Genomic DNA, 18,738 nt, shown 5'->3' with positions numbered 1-18,738 from the left:
TTTTCCGGCCTCCATTACCATATATGGCCATTTGCATAAGGAGCACAAGTGCAAAACTCCCCTGAGCAACAACCGATTATCAGCGTGCAGGCGCTGCATAAAACCTATGATTCGGGCTTCAGCGCCCTCAAAGATGTAAACCTTGAAATACAGCGCGGCGAAATCTTCGCCCTGCTCGGCCCAAACGGCGCCGGTAAAACCACCCTGATCAGCATCATCTGTGGCATCGTCAACCCGACCCAGGGCACAGTACTAGCGGATGGCTACAACGTCGTTAAAGACTACCGTGAAGCCCGCAGCAAGATCGGCCTGGTGCCGCAGGAACTGAGCACCGACGCCTTTGAAAGCGTCTGGGCCACGGTTAACTTCAGCCGAGGGCTGTTCGGTAAAGCCCCGGACCCGGCATACATCGAAAAGCTGCTACGCCAGCTTTCCCTGTGGGACAAGAAGAATGCCCGTATCCGTGAATTGTCCGGCGGTATGAAACGCCGGGTAATGATCGCCAAGGCCCTGTCCCATGAACCGGACATTCTGTTTCTCGACGAACCCACCGCCGGTGTTGACGTGGAACTGCGCCGGGATATGTGGGAGATGGTTCGCGAGCTGCGTGAACGGGGCGTGACGATTCTGCTGACCACCCACTACATCGAAGAAGCCGAAGAAATGGCTGACCGTATTGGCGTTATCCGTCAGGGCACCCTGATGCTGGTGGAAGAGAAAGAGAAGCTGATGCGTCAGTTAGGCCAGAAACACCTGCGCATTCAGTTGCAGACGCCGCTCAGTGAAATTCCTGCTGAACTGGATGAGTTCCAGCTGGATATTAATGATGGCGGTTATTCCATTGATTACCGCTTTGATGTCTCTGAAGAACATACCGGCATCGCTGAATTACTGCGGGCGCTGAGCAAAGCCGGCGTCGATGTAAAAGACCTGCACTCCAGTGAGAGTTCGCTGGAAGAAATATTCGTGAATCTGGTACACCGGCAGGGAGAGCAGGCATGAACTTCTATGGCGTAAAAGCAATTTATAAATTCGAGATGGCCCGTGCCTGGCGTACCCTGATGCAGAGCATCGCCTCCCCGGTACTCTCCACCACCCTGTACTTTGTGGTGTTTGGTACCGCGATCGGTTCACGGATGGGTGAAATCGACGGCGTCAGCTACGGAGCCTACATCATCCCTGGCCTGGTGATGCTTTCCCTGTTAAGTGAGAGTATTTCCAATGCGGCCTTCGGGATATTCTTCCCCAAATTCTCCGGCACCATATATGAAGTGCTCTCGGCACCGGTGTCGCCGTTTGAAATCGTCACCGGCTATGTGGGGGCCGCGGCCACCAAGTCTATTTTGCTGGGTCTGCTGATTCTCACTACCGCGAGAATATTCGTGGATTATGAGATTGCTCACCCGGTATGGATGGTCGCCTTTCTGGTGCTAACCGCCGTTACCTTCAGCCTGTTCGGCTTTATGATCGGTATCTGGGCGGATGACTTCCAAAAACTGCAGATCATCCCGCTGATGGTGATTACCCCACTAACCTTCCTGGGCGGTGCGTTTTATTCCATCAAAATGTTGCCGGAACCATGGCAGACCCTGACCCTGTTTAACCCGGTAGTCTACCTGATCAGCGGCTTCCGCTGGGCGTTTTATGGGGTATCCGACGTTAACGTTGCAGTAAGCCTGAGCATGACGTTCGGCTTCCTGCTGCTGTGCCTGGGCGGTGTCTGGTGGATCTTCAAAACCGGTTACCGGATCAAGACCTGAGCAGCAGAAATTACTCCAAAAAACGCAGCTTATACGCTGCGTTTTTTTTCGCCCTAAACGTATCCGAAACACATACTTTTCTGCACATCGGCCTCATTATTTTCAAACAACAGTTCCGTTTTCACTGCATATAACCAATATGAGATATTCGGGTATCGTCTTTACTTCTCCAGCCCCCAAGAGTCTGCTACTAATGCAGATACTGGGTGATGTCTGAAGGAGTTGGACTGTATCAATGCAAGCAAACAGTGAAGAACTGAAGGTATCTGACGGGATATTTCAGGGATGGCAACAAACCGTTAATCTAATCGCCGAACTGGCGAGCATTCCGGCCGCGCTGATCATGCGCATCAGCCACGACAGTATTCAGGTCTTTGCCACCAGCGAATCCGAAAATAACCCTTATGACCGCGGGATGACAGAGCCCCTTGGTCAGGGCCTTTATTGCGAAACGGTTGTGGCTGAGCAATCGCAACTTCTGGTGCCTAACGCCCTCATCAATAACGACTGGAATCAAAATCCGGATATTGCTCTGGGTATGATTTCCTATTGTGGTCTGCCTCTTAACTGGCCTGACGGCAAGCCGTTTGGCACCATCTGTATGCTGGACAGCAAAGAGAACTGTTATACACCGCAAGCCCTCAAACTGCTGGACCGTTTCCGGGAAACCATTGAGACCGATTTACGGATCATCTTTGAGAAGCACAGCTTTGAACAGGCGAACCTGCAACTTGAAGCGCGCATTGCTGAACGCACGCAGGAACTGGAAGATCTGAACCGTAAGCTCAGCAAAGAGATTGACCGCCGTAACGCCAGTGAACACACCCTGCAGTATAACCAGCAATATGACGCCCTCACCGGCCTGGCAAACCGTAGCTCGCTGATGCACAGCCTTGAAGCCCAGCTCGAACAGCTCAACCCTGTTCGCTCAGGCATTGCTGTCCTGTATCTGAGCCTGACTAATTTTAAGTCCATTAATAACAGTTACGGCCATGTCATTGGCGATACCGTACTGCGGGAACTGGCCCGGCGGATTCAGAACAACCTTGATCACCACCAGTTTGCAGCACGTATTATCGGCGACGAGTTTGTCATCATTACGCAGCCATCAAAACCTGAACAAACCACATGTCAGGATTTCAAAGAACAAACTCTGGATCTGGCTCAGCAGATCAGCAAACTCTGTCAGAAAGCATTTCATATTAACGGCCACTCAATCACCGTGATTGCCAATATCGGCATTGCAATGGCCCCCCATGACGGCCTTGAAGCCTCTGCACTGATCCAGAAAGCCGGGGCAGCAATGGCCGCCAGCAAAGAAGCAGAACTGAATTACGGTTTCTTCAGCGAGGCCACAGAAGCCCTCATTAATCAGCGCTACCTGCTGGAGACTCATCTGGCGGACGCACTGGAAAACGATGAACTGATGCTCCATTACCAGCCGCTGATCTGTACCAAAACCGGCGCTACTGTGGGGGCTGAAGCCCTGCTCCGCTGGTTCAGCCCGGTACTTGGTAATGTCCGGCCTGATCAGTTTATCCATGTAGCCGAACAAACCGGTCAGATTATTCAGATCGGTAATTTTGTCCTGCGCAGTGCCATCCGGCAGGCCAGCCGCTGGCATAAACAGTATCCGGCTGATTTCCGCATCGCCGTTAACATTTCACCGATACAGTTCAAAGATGATCAGTTTGCCGATTACATCGCTGAATTGCTCGATTGCTATCAGTTGCCCGCCCGGTACCTGGAGATTGAAATCACCGAAGGTGTACTGATCGAAGATGAACACCGGGCCATTAAGACCATCCGTACTATTCAGGAACTGGGGGTTCGTACCTCACTGGATGATTTTGGTACCGGATACTCATCACTGAGTTATCTGAAAAAATATACTTTTGACACACTAAAGATTGACCGCAGTTTCATCGCCAATACCGTCGATAATATCCAGGATCAGAAGCTGGTCCGGAGCATTATATCCATCGCCCGCAGCCTGGACCTGCAGGTGGTTGCCGAGGGAATTGAAACCACCGAACAGGACAGTTTCATCAGCCAGGAAGGTTGTGACTTCGGCCAGGGATACTATTACGGCAAACCGGTACCCGGCGACGTATTTGCTATCCGTTATCTTAAAAACAATCATACAAAGCAGAAGGCTGTGAAAGTCTGTGCCATACAGAACAGCCCGACCAATAACAAAGCTGCTGGTTAGCCAGCCCGGACACCTACTTATGAGCCATTTATCAACCCAGGAAATCATCGGACACTTAGCAGATCTGACCGGTGCCCTGACTTCAGAAACCGACCATGTACGGCTGTTGGACCGGATTATTCTGGGTTGCATGAGCCTCACCAATGCTGATGGTGGCACCCTCTACACCCTTGACGAGAACAGTGATAACGATCTGAACATTGCCATTCTGCATAACCGTTCTCTGGGTATTCACGGCAAACCGAGTAACTTCCCGACCATCGAGATTTATAATTCCCGCCAACAGGCGTCGAAGCTGGTGGCGGTACAGACGTTCGTGTCTAAACAAACGATCAATATCCCGGACGCTTACAGCTGCACAGATTATGATTTCTCCGGCACCCGTAACTTTGATAAGCAGCTGAGCTATCACTCAAAGTCTTTTCTGTGCGTGCCCCTGAATGACCATGAGAATGTCACCATCGGTGTGTTACAGCTGATCAACGCGCTGGATGAAGACGATAACATTATTGAGTTTGACCAGACCCATCTTGAGCTGGTGCAGTCCCTTGCCTCGCTGGCCGCTACCGTGCTGACCAAACGGCGCCTGATTGATGCCCAGCGGGAACTGTTCGAATCCTTCATTAAACTGATCGGCCGGGCCATTGACCATAAGTCCCCGGTGACCGGTAAACACTGTGAACAGGTACCGGAAATCGCCATGCTGATGGCGGATGCGATTAACAACGCCGCCCAGGGTGCATTTGCCAATACAGAATTTAACGAACAGGAACTCTACGAGTTACGGATTGCTGCCTGGCTGCATGACTGCGGCAAAATCACCACTCCGGAATACATCATCGATAAAGCCACCAAGCTGCATACCATGTTCGACAGAATCGAACTGATCAGCAATCGCTTTAAAATCTACCGGCAACATTTGCAGCTCAACTTTCTGCAGCAAATGTCTGAATGGTCAGCACAGGAAACCGCCCTTCAGCAGCAAGCGTTGGATCAGCAGTTTAAGCAACTGAATGATGATCTGGCATTTTTGCGCACTACCAATACTGGTAAAGAATTCACCTCTGAAGAAGATCAGCAACGGATTAATGCCATCGGCGAACTTCGCTGGGAAGATGAAGACGGCATCCACTGTTTGCTCACGAAAGACGAGATCAAAAACCTGTGTATCAGCCGCGGAACACTGACTGAAGATGAACGCCAGATCATGCGCGACCATATCAAAGTTTCCATCGACATGCTGGAGTCCCTCAAATACCCACGTCAGCTGGCTGAAGTACCGGAAATCGCCTGCAACCATCATGAACACATGAACGGTGGCGGTTATCCCCGTGGCCTGACGGGCGATCAGTTGTCATTAAGGGCTCGGATCATGTGCATTGCCGACGTGTTTGAGGCCCTCACCTCTCCGGACCGCCCATATAAGAAAGGCATGTTACTTTCTAAAGCCATGAACATTCTCGGCCGTATGGTTGAGGACGGCCATCTGGACCCGCAACTGTTCAGGCTCTTTGTAGAAAGCGGCACTTACAGAACCTATGCCGAAAGGCATATGTCACCGCGGCAGATCGATACATTCGATGACACCACGTTGCCAGGTCTGAATAGCTAGTCTGAATAGTTAAGCTTAGCCGCTCAGGTAAACAGCCCACCAGTCTATTTTTGCTGGTGGCTGTAAATACCGTCCCACGGGTGTTGTCCGGCTTCCCGGCTTTCGGCAATGCGCAGTAAATACATCTGTGCGCAGTAATCTTCGCTGTCGGTTTGCAGATAACGACGGAAAGCTGCGTCAGCCTCGTCCCAGCGCTGTTGCTGATACGCCCGTACCCCTTCACAGAATTCATCGATACTGCTCAGTTGCTCCGTCGTCAGTTCTGAACGTTTTCCAATCGGCTGGTACAAATCCACCGGCTCAAAACGGCCTTTTACCCTTACCCGGTCGATATAGCGAAAACCATACTCCGGTACGCTGGCTGCTGTTTCATCACTGACCAACAACGGACAGTTATAGAACTTAGTCAGCCCTTCCAGCCGGGACGCCAGATTCACAGCATCGCCCATAACGGTATAGGCCATCCGGAAGCTGGACCCCATGTTACCGACGTTCATTTGTCCGGTATTTATGCCCATCCCTACAGACACTTCTGGCAAGCCTTCTGCCACTAATTGCCGATTCAGCTCCGGCAGTACATCCAGCATATCCATTGCTGCCTGCAAGCTGTGCCGGGCATGGGCGGCATCTTCAAGAGGAGCCCCCCAGAACGCCATTACCGCATCACCAATGTATTTATCAACGGTACCCCGCCGCTGGTGAATTTCAGCGGTCATGGCGGTCAGATATATGTTCATCATCCGGGTCAGCTGCTGCGGGGTGAGCTGTTCCGAGAGGCTGGTAAAATCCCGGATATCCGAGAAAAACACGGTCATCTCCCGGCTTTCACCGGATAACTGCACCGCATCTCCCTGCTCACTCAGCTCTGCCACCACTTCCGGTGGAATATACTGGCCGAACTGACCTTCCAGCTTACGGATATTACGGGTCTCAAAGAAGTAGCCGGTAATCTGTAAAAACAGATACAGCAACACCACCAGAAACAGGCTGTAGCCCAGAGGGATTACCCACTGTAACGACTGCCAGGCATACAGGTTAAAACCGGTTAACATACCCACCCAAAGCAGGGTCAACAGCCCCGATACCAGTACTGAGGTACGGGGAATCAGCAATGAAAGCAGCAAGCCGCTGAGCAATACCTGCAACAGTTCAACCCCTAAGGTGTAATCCGGACGGTGGTTGATCTGCTCATCCAGAATACCGGCGATGATATTGGCATGCACCTCAACACCGGCATACCGGCTGCCAACCGGTGTTACCCGTAAATCCAGCAATCCCGCTGCGCTGGTTCCCACCAGCACGATGGCGCCTTCCAGCACATCGGCACTGGCACGGCCATTAATGACATCCGTCGCGGAAACATAAGGAAAGCTGCCCTGCCGGCCCCGGTATGGCACCAACACTGAACCACCGTTATCGACCGGAATGCTGATGCCTGCAGCGTCTACTGCCACCAGCACGGCGCTATCACCGTCACTTTCCGTGAGCGGCGTTACCTGATCTTCTTCAAACAGGGCCAGTATCATGGCCAGTGCGAGGGACGGGTAATACTGTGACTGATATTCCTGTAACAACGGCACCCGGCGGTATACCCCGTCTGCATCTACCCGCGGATTATCAATAAAACCGTTGCGTGTACCTTCGGTCTGCAGCGCGTCGAGACTTGCTACCACACCGCTGGCACGTGGCACAGGAATACCGGCTAACTCTTCGGCACCGGCAACAGGGCTGCCGGGATCACCCACTTTCAGTTGCTGGGCACTGCGATCAAAGACATAGCCCAGTACCACCGGCCGCTCTTCCAGTGCTGCCGCAAATAAACGATCCGGATTCAGGCTGTCCAGTTGCTCACTGAGTTCACTGCCTGCTGTTGCCGGGCGGCTGTCCAGCCACTGTTGCAATGCTTCCATGGGGACATTGCGATCAGCTTCGGCGAACAACATATCGAAACCAACAATCGCCACGCCGTATTCATCAAACAGATTATTCAGCATGTTTGCCAACGTCGCCCGGCCCCAGGGCCAGCGGCCCTGTTCCGCCAGGCTGGCTTCATCAATGTCCACAATCACGATGCGCGGGTCCTGATCATCTGCCAGAAACTGCCGTAATCTGAGGTCATACAGATCCGACTCAAAGCGCTCCAGCAATACCGGGCGGTTATCCTGAATCAGCGGCACCAGCATCAGCAGGGTAAGTAGCAAACCCAAGCCGCTTCGCACCATCCGCTGGCCAAAACTGAAGCCTTTCATCACAGAGAATTCTCCCCTGTCAAACAGGTATTGTCATAGCGGGTATTTCCGGGCTTCTGTTGCATAGTATTGTGACTCAATATTTTGTATCGTTAGATTCAATCATCTGTCGGCTGTTTGTGTTCGGCAGATACTTTCAGGCCGGTCAGTAAGGAACAGGTGATCAGATGAAGCTCGATATCCTCGGTTGCAGCGGTGGCATCGGAAAAGGACTCAAAACAACCACCTTTCTGGTCGACGATACCCTGTTACTGGATGCCGGTACCGGTGTTGAATCCCTGACCCTCGAGCAGATGCTGCAAATCCGTACGGTCCTGATCACCCATGCCCATGTTGACCATATCACTGGTCTCCCTCTGATGCTGGCAACCATTTTCGATCAGCATCAGGCACCGATTGATGTCTATGCCCTGCCAGAAGTCATTGATGCCCTGCAAACCCATATTTTTAACTGGGTCATCTGGCCGGACTATACCTGCCTGCCGGAAGCAAATCCTATTCTGCGGCTGCACACCCTGAGCGTGGGCGATACTCTTCAGCTGGAAAACAAATCCGTTGAAGTATTACCGGCAGAACACCCGACTCCCACTGTGGGCTATCTGCTGAGCAACGCCACCACCAGCTTTGCCTTCAGCGGCGACAATGGCATTAATGAACAACTCTGGCCGATTCTCAGTGACCGCCGGCCAGATCTGCTGATTATCGATGTGTCTTTCACCGATGATGTCGACGAACTGGCCCGCCTCAGCGGCCACCTGACACCTTCCCATCTGGCTGAAGAGCTCAGCCACTTCAGCCATGACTGCCCAATCATGATTACCCATCTGAAACCGGGCTTTGAATCAGAAATCATGGAACGCTGCCAGACCCTGCTACCCAACCGGAATATTCGCAGGCTGGTCCATGGCAGCCTGCAACTTCCACTTCGTTAAAGATAAACAATCTTTAGGGTGCTAAACCATTATCCTGCAGTACCGCTGTACCTGAGATGGTCACACCGGTACCATCCGGCGCTGTTCCTTTCGCACCATAAGATGTGACTGCTCCTTCAGCAGCATCCCCAATCAGATCCACCGTCATCTGACCGTTCATACTGGTATCATTTCCACCCACGGTGCAGGCACCTCCTTCACAATAACCGACCATGCCCAACTGACCGCCATCCAGTACATCACTCAGATAAGCCGCACCGGTATCTTTGAGGTTATACGTTCGTAATCCGGTACTGTCATTCACCTGAGCGACCACCGAGGTTTCGGTGATTTTCTGAGAATCCCAGTCAATGACCATATACGTGCCGTGATACAGCTGAGTTTCATCCCGGGCCACGTTACCGTCGCCATAGCCAATCAGCGTCCCGGTCTGGCCGGTTTCTATCTGTGGAGGCGTCATCAGGGCGGATCCCTGGCCAAACGCGTACACATATGAGCCTGATTTCGCCGCGGCTACGTCAGCAATCTGTGAGTCAGTTGTGAAGCTGCTGGCATACATGAAGCTGAAGCCACCACTTGTTTCAACCGTTACGTCATTGGCAACCACTGAAAACCCTGAATCCCAGCGGCCCCAGGATACAGTTGAGGAACCGATAGTAGTGAAACCTGAGTCTTTAACATCACTCAGAGAATCGGAGCCGGTAAATAAACAGGGCGAACATTCACTGTTAGAAATCCCGTCTGTATGAACAAACCGGACACCGGTCACAATGTTTGAGTCCACCATCGCGGCAGAGCGTTTTTCAATCCGGACATTATCATTCGCATTGCTGTAGATCCCGGCATCCGTACTGGTAAACGCAACCGCCACAACACTTCCTTCCGGCGCCAGCACCGCATTACCAGTTGGGTTCGGTGCCTGAGGTATTCTGCCGCCTGTCTCAGTAACCGTATCCGAGGTGGTGGTTGTCGTTTCCTGAGGGTCTGTAGCAGGTAAGGTAGTATCACCAACGGTTGCGTCTGCTGTTTCAATACTCAGCGTTACCGTTCCGGTATCGTCACCGCCAACACTTACAGAGCTGTCACCGGTGGATGAATCACCGGTGCCGGCAGAGCCGGTATCTGCAGTTGTATCAGTGCCTTCCTGGGTGGTTTCACCGGAACCACTGCCGTCAGTTGAGGCGCTGTCATCACCGCCAGTACTTTCTTCACTAGATGTACCTTCTGATTCTGATTCAGAAGCGCCTTCGGAGTCACCGGCTTCTTCACTGTCACTGCTTTCTTCAGAATTCTCAGTTTCTTCAGAGCTCTCGCTTTCTTCAGATTCTTCAGATTCTTCGGACTCCTCAGATGAGCCATCTTCAGACGAACCTTCACCGGTTTCAGAAGAAGGCGGCGTTTCAAAAACCTGTATCGCACCCTGTGTCTGAATCACGAAGGAATTACCTGCAGTAATGTTCTCGCTGCGTGATCCTTCATTACCAGCAACATTAATTTCACCGCTGTTCACGGAACCGGTCACTGAATCACCTTCGCTGATGATGACAAAATCGGTGCCGCGAATACCAATGGTGGCCACTGCTGTATCCAGCCGGTAGTCCTCTTTATCTTCCTTACCGATCTGACCGGATAAAGTACGCATGCCCCCTTTCAGCAGCTTATAGATGGCCTTACCTTCTTTGGGCTCTGCAGCATCAAACCGGTATTCAGTAATCTTAAACTCGGTACCGGAACGCAGCGACAGCCGGGAGCCATCGGTAAAGCGCACCTGTAAGCGCCCTTTGTTCCCGGTAGCCAGTAAGTCATCAGCATACACTTCAGCCTTACGGGCCAGTTTGCGTACCTGACCGTCAGGCCCGACCGCCTGATTCTGACCAATACTCAGAATCACCTTACCGACGGCATCAGCCGCAACGGCAGGAAACGGTGCCAGCAATAGCGCCAGCAGGAATAAAACAGAAATAAACTCAGGTCGGCCAAAAGGCGCTTGCGTTATTGCACGTGCATATAACATGTCGCCACCTCATTTAAAGTCACGGCGCAGGCCGAAATTAATCTGCTCACGCCGGAATTCATTCAGTTCGATATTGGAGTCTGCATCGGCATAGCTATAAGTAGCCAGCAACGACCAGTCAGGTTTAAAGCGCCAGTTCACATTCAGATTCAGCGCCGCGTACTTATCTTTACGTTTTAGGTTATAAATCCAGTGCTCACCGGCATATTCACTGACCTGATACACCAGACTGGGCATGAACGTCAGATCCTGAAGAGGCGTCATCTGCACCCCCAGGCTGACACCATAGAAATTACGGTCAACGTCACCGTCGGCGAGAGTGCCCGGCTCATCCGGCTTTTCATTACCAATGAATCCGCCCAGCACATAGACCGGCTTCCAGTTTCCATCACCGGCATACAGGTAATTACTGCCCAAGCTGTATTGCCGGGAATCTCTCCACTCGCTGGATACATATTTCAGATCATTCACCGCCAGATAGGAACGCAACAGGCTGCGCTTACTCAGTTGCCGGTTCCAATCAAAACTGATGCCCATTAAATCCCTGTAACCTTCTTCATCCAGCCGGTAATCCTGACGTACCACATTAAACTGATACTGGTTCTTACCTTCATACCAGCGATGGCCCGCTTTCAGGGTTAAGTTGGAATTGTCCTGCTCTTCTTCGGTGTCGTAATAGCGGATATCCAGACGGGTTTCGAAAATCAGCGAGCGGTCTTCCGCGTAGCGATGCTCAACATCCGCCCCGGCTTTGAGGGCCATGAAAGAATCCCCTCTGCCAAGGGCATCATCACTGAGCACAACGCGGGTTAGCTGGCTACCTGGCGCCGAATTCACGTTGGAGTCGTAACCGGCGTACAGCTCGACAAACCCCTGCACCCGGGTGAAGCGGTTCACCCTGCGCTGTTCTATCAAAGCAAGATAACGGTCTATACGGGTAACAACCCGTGGCGGAGGATTTTTGGCTTTAACCGCATTGAACATAGCGGTGGCCTGATCAAACTTACGCTGCTGATAATAGGCACGGGCCAGTTCAAGCCTGGCTAACTGATTATTTGGGTCCACCAGCAAAACCCGCTCCAGCGCAAAGACCCCTTCCTCAAGATGAAAGGTTTCAATGGCAGCAACGGCATACTGAATATCAAACGCGGGATCGCCTTCATGCTCAGCGAGCATAGTATTCGCCAACTGATACGCCTTTCCGAACTGGCCAGCGTCGACGAACTGGGAGAGCTCTTCAAGTGAAGCCGAGCAAACACTGCTGAACAGGCTTGCTGCGGTTAGAAGGCTCCCCGCAAGTAAGGGCCTTAAGATGCCCCTGTGACTGGAAAAATACTGCAATCTCACACATGCATCCTTTCATTCAAAGACTGTTGTCCATACTAACAATCCGGGAATATCAAGACTATGTGTTACGCCACCACTCTGGGTAACTAAGGCCTGATCAGATCAGCTGATCTAGCCACTGCTGCCTCTCCGCAGTACAGCTGCCTGCCAGCACAAAACCTTTCAGCATGCCGGCAGAGTCACGGAACAGGCTGCGAAGGCCGTCATCGGTGGCTTCTGTTTGCCATTCACCTTCTAAACCTACTTCCGGAGACTGAATGGTTAACAGCAGCGCTGGCGTCTTCACCACAACCGGCATATGCGGGTATTGCGCCATGGTTGGCCGGCCCAGCAGACAATCGGCCAGCGCACGTACGCCAAAGTTGATCGGTGCGATATACGGCAGCACTTTACCCTGCAGTTCAGCACAATCACCCAGTGCATAGATATCGGCAACATTTGTGCGCAGACCACCGTTCACCTTAATGCCCCGGCCACAGTCGACACCGGCGGTTTGTGCCAGTTCAGTACGCGGTTTAAGGCCTACTGCGGAAATAACCAGATCGGCCTCAACAATTTCGCCGCTGGTCAGGGTCAGGCGGTAACCGGATGCTGCCTGGTCAACAATCTCAACACTGGTTTGCAGCTGCCAGCTGACACCCTGAGCCGAAAGCTTCGCCTGCAATGCTTCACCCACCTGCTGGGGAATCAGGCCCTGCATGGCCCAATCACCCAGGCCGACTACGGTGACATCCAGCCCCTGATTACTCAGGTCATTGGCAAACTCACAGCCAATCAGGCCATTACCGATAATGCATACCTTTTTGGCTCCTTCCAGGCGGGCACGCATCACCCGGTAGTCCGTCAGGTCGTTAACACTCAGCACATCTGACGCGCCAGTGCCTGCCAGCGGTAAACGTATTGGTGCCGCGCCGGTGGTCAGAATCAGCTTGCTGTAGACCTGTTCGCCAATATCCGTGTGCAGCACATGGGCATCAGCATCGATGCGTTCAGCCTGAACACGGGTGTAAACGCGAATGTTGAGCCGCTGCTCGATTTGCAGCGCGGTTTCCGTCACCAGCTCGGGTGCAGTTTTACCGCGGGTCAGGGCGTTAGAAAGGCCCGGCTTGGAATAGTTAGCACCGTCATCAGAGGTGAAAACAATAATTGGTTTCTGCGGGGCTTTTTCGCGCAGGGTTTCTGCCAGTGTATAACCGGCAAAACCACTGCCAACGATCACAACCGGCGGCTCATCGTTCAGCACAGCAGCCATTGGGGATTCAGAAACAGATTCAGCAGGCGCAGCGGCAGCAGCTACCGGTGACTCAGTGATTTCAATCATTTCGAAGTCGGCTTTACCGACGCCACAATCCGGGCACAGCCAGTCATCGGGGACGTCTTCCCAGCGGGTACCCGCCATAATGCCATCATCCGGCCAGCCTGTGGCCTCGTCGTAAATCAAACCACACACCACACAGAGCCATTTTCTCACGCGCTACTCCTCTCCCCGGAAACCCCTGTTTCCTCTGATTAAAACTAACAATTGCCCTTTTCGCCAGTTAAAACAATCAACTGTTCAAAACATGGCGTTAATACACAAAAGCCCGGCGCGGGTAAAACCGCCGGGCTGTCACATCAGGTCACACGGATTGCCACGTTCTTGGTATGTACGTAGCTGTACAGTGCTTCCTGGCCTTTTTCACGGCCATAACCGGATAACTTAATGCCACCAAACGGCGTTTCGATCCCACCGGCATACCACTCGTTAACGAACACCTGACCGGCCTGCAGCTTGCGGCTTGCCCGCATGGCACGGGTAAGGTCGTGGGTGAATACACCGGCAACCAAACCAAACTCGGTGCCGTTCGCCAGTTCCCAGGCTTCTTCTTCGGTATCAAACGGTGTGATAGCCAGTACCGGGCCAAACACTTCGTCCCGGAAGATGCTCATGTCAGGGGTCACATCAGCAAACACGGTGGCTTCAAAGAAGTAACCGGCCCGTTGTGGTACATCGCCGCCCGTCACCAGACGCGCCCCTTCTTCTTTAGCGCGGTTAACAATACTGGCAACCCGGTTTTGCTGATCCGCAGAGGCCAGTGGCGTCAGGTCGGCATTGTCCATACCAGCGCCCATTTGCAAACTTTCGGACAGATCTTTAACCGCTGCAACCACCTGATCATAAATAGCCCGCTGCACCAGCATGCGCGACATAGCAGAACATACTTGCCCGGCATTGAAGAAGATGCCCCACTTCACGCTGCTTAACAGCTGATCCATATCCGCATCATTAAACACCACGGCGGCAGACTTACCGCCCAGCTCCATTACGCATGGCAGCGCGCGGTCTGCGGCGCAGCGCAGAATAGCCTGCCCGGTGGCTACTGAACCGGTAAACACGATCTGGTCGATGCCAGGATGCGCCACCAGCTGTGCGCCAGTACTGTGGCCGTAACCGTTGATGATGCTCAGAGCACCGTCCGGCAGGCCGGCATTCTGGCAGGCTTTCGCCAGCAACAGCATTGCCAGCGGTGTGTTTTCCGGTGTTTTCACGACCACCGCATTACCGGCTGCCAGTGCGGGGGCCAGTGAACGGGCGCAGATATCTACCGGGAAATTCCACGGGACTATCTGTGCAGATACACCCATCGGTTCGTAATAGGTGAAATCGACGTAGTCATTACCCAGTGGAATGGATTTACCTTCGATCTTATCCGCCATACCGGCATAGTATTCAAAGTAACGGGCCGCGGTGGTGAACTCACCCATGGCATCGTCTAGGGATTTTCCGCTCTCCTGCACCAGCAGCGGCGCGCCCTCTTCCGCCAGCGCCCGGATCTCAGCGGCAATGCGATGCAGCATTTCAGCGCGAACTGCCGGGCGGCAGTCCGTCAGTTCACCGCTGGCAACACAGGCCCGGGCAGCCTGAACTGCCCGGTCGATATCAGCGGCATCAGCAGCCGCCATGCTGGCAAATACTTCTCCGGTTGCCGGGTCGTATACGTCAATGCTTTCACTGCCATCAACCCATTCGCCAGCAATAAAATTCTGCCAGTGTTTCACTTCTGTCATGATTTACTCCAGTCAGTCTGATCAGGCCATCGACTCAGCATAACGGTTCGCCACCCACTGGTGGAAGTGATGGGTCGGACCATCCAGTACCGGAGAGAATACACCGCCTTCAAACGCCGGCGATTTACGGCCGTTCTGCATACCTTCCACAGCAAATACATCTTCACCGAATACCACCTTCCAGCTTTCCAGCACGGAGGTACGGCAAGCAGCATACTTATCACCGCAGGCTTCTTCACCCACGTAAGCCAGCTGCAGTTTTTCCAGGGTCTTATTATTCGCCTGCGGTTGCAGAATAATGGAGAAAACGTGATCCGCCTGTACACCTAACAGCACGTTTGGATACAGAGACACATACTCTGCCTGACGGATCTTATCCTGCGGCCAGTCGGTGAACTGTGGCAGGCTGGTGCCGGCAACGTCAGACAGGTTATAGGTGTAGCTACCCTGCCCGGACATATTGTCATTCACAATCAGGTTGTAGTGCTGATCCAGCGGTGAATAGGTATTCAGGCTCGGGTGAACCCATGGTAGGTGGTACGCTTCACAGTAGTTTTCAACCGCCAGCTTCCAGTTCGCCATTACTGTCAGTTCCATTGCGCTGCCAGTCGGCGCTACATGAACCTTGTCAAAGCCACCTTTACCGGTGAACTCTTCCCAGCGCTGTACCAACGGGGTAATAAACTCTTCAAACGGTACACCGTCACCGGACAGGTTAATGAAGATAATGTCATTCCACATGGCTGAACGTACCTTACGCAGACCGTGCTTTTCACACACAAACCCTTCCGCCTTATGTACGCCAACACCGCCGATGTGTGGGGTGCCTTTCAGGTTACCGTTCAGATCATATGTCCAAGAGTGATACGGACAACGCACCATACCTTCCACTTCGGTTTCTTCCCGCAGCAGAATCATACCCCGGTGGCTGCAGATGTTATGGAACACATTGATTTCGCCATCGCGGTTGCGCATGATCGCCAGCGGCAAGCCCATGAAATCAACTGGTTTCGCAAAGCCTTTTTTCGGTAACTCGCTGCCAAATGCCAGACCCGCCCAGGTTTTACCCAGCACGTTATCGCGCTCGTATTCAAACATCGCCGGATCGTCATACACCGCATTCGGCATGCCATTGGCTTCAGCGATCGGTTTACGCACGGCGTCCAGAGTCGCCAGAGGGATTTGCTGCATTGAATCAGTCATAAGTGTGCTCTCAACAGAACCGGCAAACATACAACAACCGGTGGATTCTTATTTTCAGGCACGCTGTTAAGCCTTGCAGTGTTGCACTGCTGATGGATGGCCAAAGCATACCCTGTTTATCCGTCAATAGTAGCGGCGCAGCGGGAAAGCTGACAAACGACTTATTCGCTCTCAACTCATTACAAAATGTAATACATAACAAACAACATTGAAAAACCGGAAGAAAGCCTCTAAATTGCCGGATTATAAAAGGATATATGGCTAACAGTACCGACATAAGAACCTTCTTCAGGTACTGAAAAATATAAAAACGGCCACGATCTATTACAAAAAATAACAATAAGAGCCTGTAGAATTCTATGCGTATCAGCCCCCTGCCACCGCTGAACAGCCTAGTGGTATTTGAATCCGCCGCCCGGCATCTGAGCTTCACCCGTGCCGCTGACGAACTTAACGTTACCCAGGGTGCCATCAGCCGCCAGATTCGCCATCTGGAAGATTACCTGGGCCGCAAGCTGTTTATCCGCGATAAACGCAGCCTCAGCCTCACCAGCACAGGGATGGAATACTACGACAGCATTCAACAGTCCCTGTTACTGGTGGCAGGTGCAACCGGGAACATCCTGCAATGGCAAGGCGACCAACAGGTCACCGTCGTTACCACCCATGCGATGGCTTCCTTCTGGTTACTGCCCCGGTTTAACGCCTTTCAGGAACTCCACCCGGATATAGACGTACGCATACTGGCGGTCGACTCCCTAAAAGACATCCGCCATAACGAATTCGATATCGCCCTGTTCTTCTGTCACGAAGCGCCAGCAGATCTCACCGCTACCCCACTGTTTGCAGAAAACGTATTCCCGGTGTGCAGCCCGGGCTATCTGGAAAAGAATCCGCATATCCAACACACCGAAGACATGCTCAAAGGCACCCTGCTCACGCTGGAAGTCGGTGAAGAATGGCTCAGCTGGCAAGCATGGTTCCGGGCCTGCAACATTGAGTACAAAGCAGACGCGGGCCCGCGGATGAACATCAACAACTACCTGCTGGTAATACAGTCAGCACTGAACGGCCAGGGCCTGGCACTGGGCTGGGAAAACCTGGTCGATGACTACCTGGCCAGCGGCCTGTTAATCAAACCCGTCAGCACCAGCGTAGAAACCACCTCCCAGTTCCTGATGCTGGAACCAGAACAAACCGCCCGCCCCAAACAAGGCGCAGAGTATTTCAGAAAGTGGCTGTTATCGTTGATATAGCAATTATCAGTGGCACGAAACACCTGTATAATTTTGCTCAAGAAAAACGGATAACACACTCAAGGTATAAGGATACAAAATGACAATTCTGGTTACCGGCGGCGCCGGCTACATTGGCAGCCACACCTGTGTAGAACTCATTCAGGCAGGCTACGACGTACTCATTCTCGACAACTTCAGTAATGCCAAACCGGAAGTCCTTAACCGCATCGAAACCATCACCGGCACCCGCCCGGGACTTGCCAAAGGCGACGTCGCGGATGCTGAACTGCTGAACATCATCTTCAGAGAAAATGACATCGAAGCAGTCATTCATTTTGCAGGTTATAAAGCGGTGGGTGAATCCATGGCGTTTCCGCTGAAGTATTACCAAAACAACCTGGCTGCGACCATTACACTGTGTGAGGTAATGGCCGCACATGAATGCTTTAAGTTTGTTTTCAGCTCGTCGGCCACTGTATACGGCGAACCTGATACGCCGGCACTGAGGGAAGACTTCCCACTGCGACCAGCTAATACCTACGGCCGCACAAAATTCATGGTAGAAGAAGTACTTCGCGACGCAGCCATGGCAGACAAACGTTGGGATACAGCCTTACTGCGTTACTTCAATCCGGTTGGCGCGCACCATACAGGTAAAATTGGTGAAGATCCGGAAGGTATACCAAACAACCTGATGCCTTATGTTGCACAGGTTGCCAGCGGTAAACTCGAATGCCTGAGTATCTTTGGCAACGACTACCCTACTCCGGATGGCACAGGTATCCGCGATTACATCCATGTCGTGGACCTGGCACAGGGCCATCTGACAGCGCTGCAAAAGATCACTAAAGACTCAGGTAAACATGGTTGCGTTGCCTATAACCTGGGAACGGGTCATGGCTACTCGGTTCTGGACGTTGTAAATACATTCCAGCGCGTGACAGAACAAACTATCAGTTATAAGTTCGCAGAACGCCGTGCCGGTGATATCGCTGAATTCTTTGCTGATCCGACATTTACCGAGAAAGAGTTGGGCTGGAAAACCAAGTACTCACTGGAAGAAATGGTAAGAGACCACTGGAACTGGCAGAAACAGAATCCTATGGGGTATTAAGAACATATT

General features: G+C 52.5%; 13 protein-coding genes and 1 pseudogene. 7 read left to right on the top strand and 7 right to left on the bottom strand.

The genetic code is table 11. From position 1 onward, the window contains the following. The first annotated feature begins 48 nt into the window (after positions 1-48). The 4 genes from JYB63_RS02180 to JYB63_RS02165 all read left to right on the top strand — a co-directional run bounded on the left by JYB63_RS02180 (position 49) and on the right by JYB63_RS02165 (position 5,584). Entirely contained in the window at positions 49-1,002 is a 954-nt protein-coding gene (locus JYB63_RS02180) for an ATP-binding cassette domain-containing protein (RefSeq protein WP_205656159.1), read from the top strand. Then, entirely contained in the window at positions 999-1,760 is a 762-nt protein-coding gene (locus JYB63_RS02175; RefSeq protein ID WP_205656158.1) for an ABC transporter permease, read from the top strand. Before JYB63_RS02180 ends, JYB63_RS02175 begins: the two co-directional genes overlap by 4 nt. Positions 1,761-1,995: 235 nt before the next feature. Beyond that, a complete protein-coding gene (locus tag JYB63_RS02170) occupies positions 1,996-3,972 on the top strand; it encodes a bifunctional diguanylate cyclase/phosphodiesterase (protein ID WP_205656157.1) in 1,977 nt (658 codons plus the stop codon). A gap of 19 nt (positions 3,973-3,991) precedes the next feature. Further along, complete coding sequence (locus tag JYB63_RS02165) at positions 3,992-5,584, top strand: HD domain-containing phosphohydrolase (protein WP_205656156.1); 1,593 nt, start codon at positions 3,992-3,994, stop codon at positions 5,582-5,584. Between the two features lie 44 nt (positions 5,585-5,628). Here the strand turns inward: JYB63_RS02165 and JYB63_RS02160 are convergent, their stop codons facing one another. Then, the gene (locus tag JYB63_RS02160; protein WP_205657000.1) at positions 5,629-7,833 is read right to left on the bottom strand and encodes a CHASE2 domain-containing protein; all 2,205 of its coding nucleotides are present in this window, start codon (positions 7,831-7,833) and stop codon (positions 5,629-5,631) included. Positions 7,834-8,000: 167 nt separating this feature from the next. Between JYB63_RS02160 and JYB63_RS02155 the strand changes: the two genes are divergently transcribed. Next, entirely contained in the window at positions 8,001-8,765 is a 765-nt protein-coding gene (locus JYB63_RS02155) for an MBL fold metallo-hydrolase (protein WP_205656154.1), read from the top strand. Positions 8,766-8,778: 13 nt separating this feature from the next. Here JYB63_RS02155 and JYB63_RS02150 read toward each other — a convergent pair whose 3' ends face one another. The 6 genes and pseudogenes from JYB63_RS02150 to JYB63_RS02130 all read right to left on the bottom strand — a co-directional run bounded on the left by JYB63_RS02150 (position 8,779) and on the right by JYB63_RS02130 (position 16,377). Beyond that, positions 8,779-10,779 (bottom strand): FecR family protein, encoded by a 2,001-nt coding sequence (locus tag JYB63_RS02150; RefSeq protein WP_205656152.1) that lies wholly within the window; start codon positions 10,777-10,779, stop codon positions 8,779-8,781. 9 nt (positions 10,780-10,788) lie between these two features. Further along, positions 10,789-11,967, bottom strand: coding sequence for a porin family protein (locus JYB63_RS02145; protein ID WP_205656150.1), 1,179 nt, complete (start codon positions 11,965-11,967; stop codon positions 10,789-10,791). A gap of 256 nt (positions 11,968-12,223) precedes the next feature. Further along, a complete protein-coding gene (locus tag JYB63_RS02140; protein WP_243431826.1) occupies positions 12,224-13,378 on the bottom strand; it encodes an NAD(P)/FAD-dependent oxidoreductase in 1,155 nt (384 codons plus the stop codon). A 57-nt stretch (positions 13,379-13,435) separates the two neighbouring features. Continuing rightward, a pseudogene (locus tag JYB63_RS23600) lies at positions 13,436-13,597 on the bottom strand (rubredoxin); the annotation flags it as partial. A gap of 143 nt (positions 13,598-13,740) precedes the next feature. Continuing rightward, complete coding sequence (locus JYB63_RS02135) at positions 13,741-15,174, bottom strand: aldehyde dehydrogenase family protein (RefSeq protein WP_205656146.1); 1,434 nt, start codon at positions 15,172-15,174, stop codon at positions 13,741-13,743. A gap of 21 nt (positions 15,175-15,195) precedes the next feature. After that, a complete protein-coding gene (locus tag JYB63_RS02130; RefSeq protein ID WP_205656144.1) occupies positions 15,196-16,377 on the bottom strand; it encodes an aromatic ring-hydroxylating oxygenase subunit alpha in 1,182 nt (393 codons plus the stop codon). A 359-nt stretch (positions 16,378-16,736) separates the two neighbouring features. Between JYB63_RS02130 and JYB63_RS02125 the strand changes: the two genes are divergently transcribed. Further along, on the top strand, positions 16,737-17,633 hold the full coding sequence (locus JYB63_RS02125) for a LysR substrate-binding domain-containing protein (protein WP_205656143.1): 897 nt from the start codon (positions 16,737-16,739) through the stop codon (positions 17,631-17,633). A 79-nt stretch (positions 17,634-17,712) separates the two neighbouring features. Then, positions 17,713-18,729 carry a UDP-glucose 4-epimerase GalE gene (gene galE, locus JYB63_RS02120; protein ID WP_205656141.1) on the top strand — a complete coding sequence of 339 codons (1,017 nt, stop codon included), beginning with the start codon at positions 17,713-17,715 and terminating at the stop codon, positions 18,727-18,729. Positions 18,730-18,738: the final 9 nt, after the last annotated feature.

The sequence above is a fragment of the Aliamphritea spongicola genome, assembly GCF_017051665.1.
GTDB classification, from domain to species: domain Bacteria; phylum Pseudomonadota; class Gammaproteobacteria; order Pseudomonadales; family Balneatricaceae; genus Amphritea; species Amphritea spongicola.
Note: the sequence above shows the minus strand (reverse complement) of the source record. Positions and strands in the feature narration are given on the sequence as shown.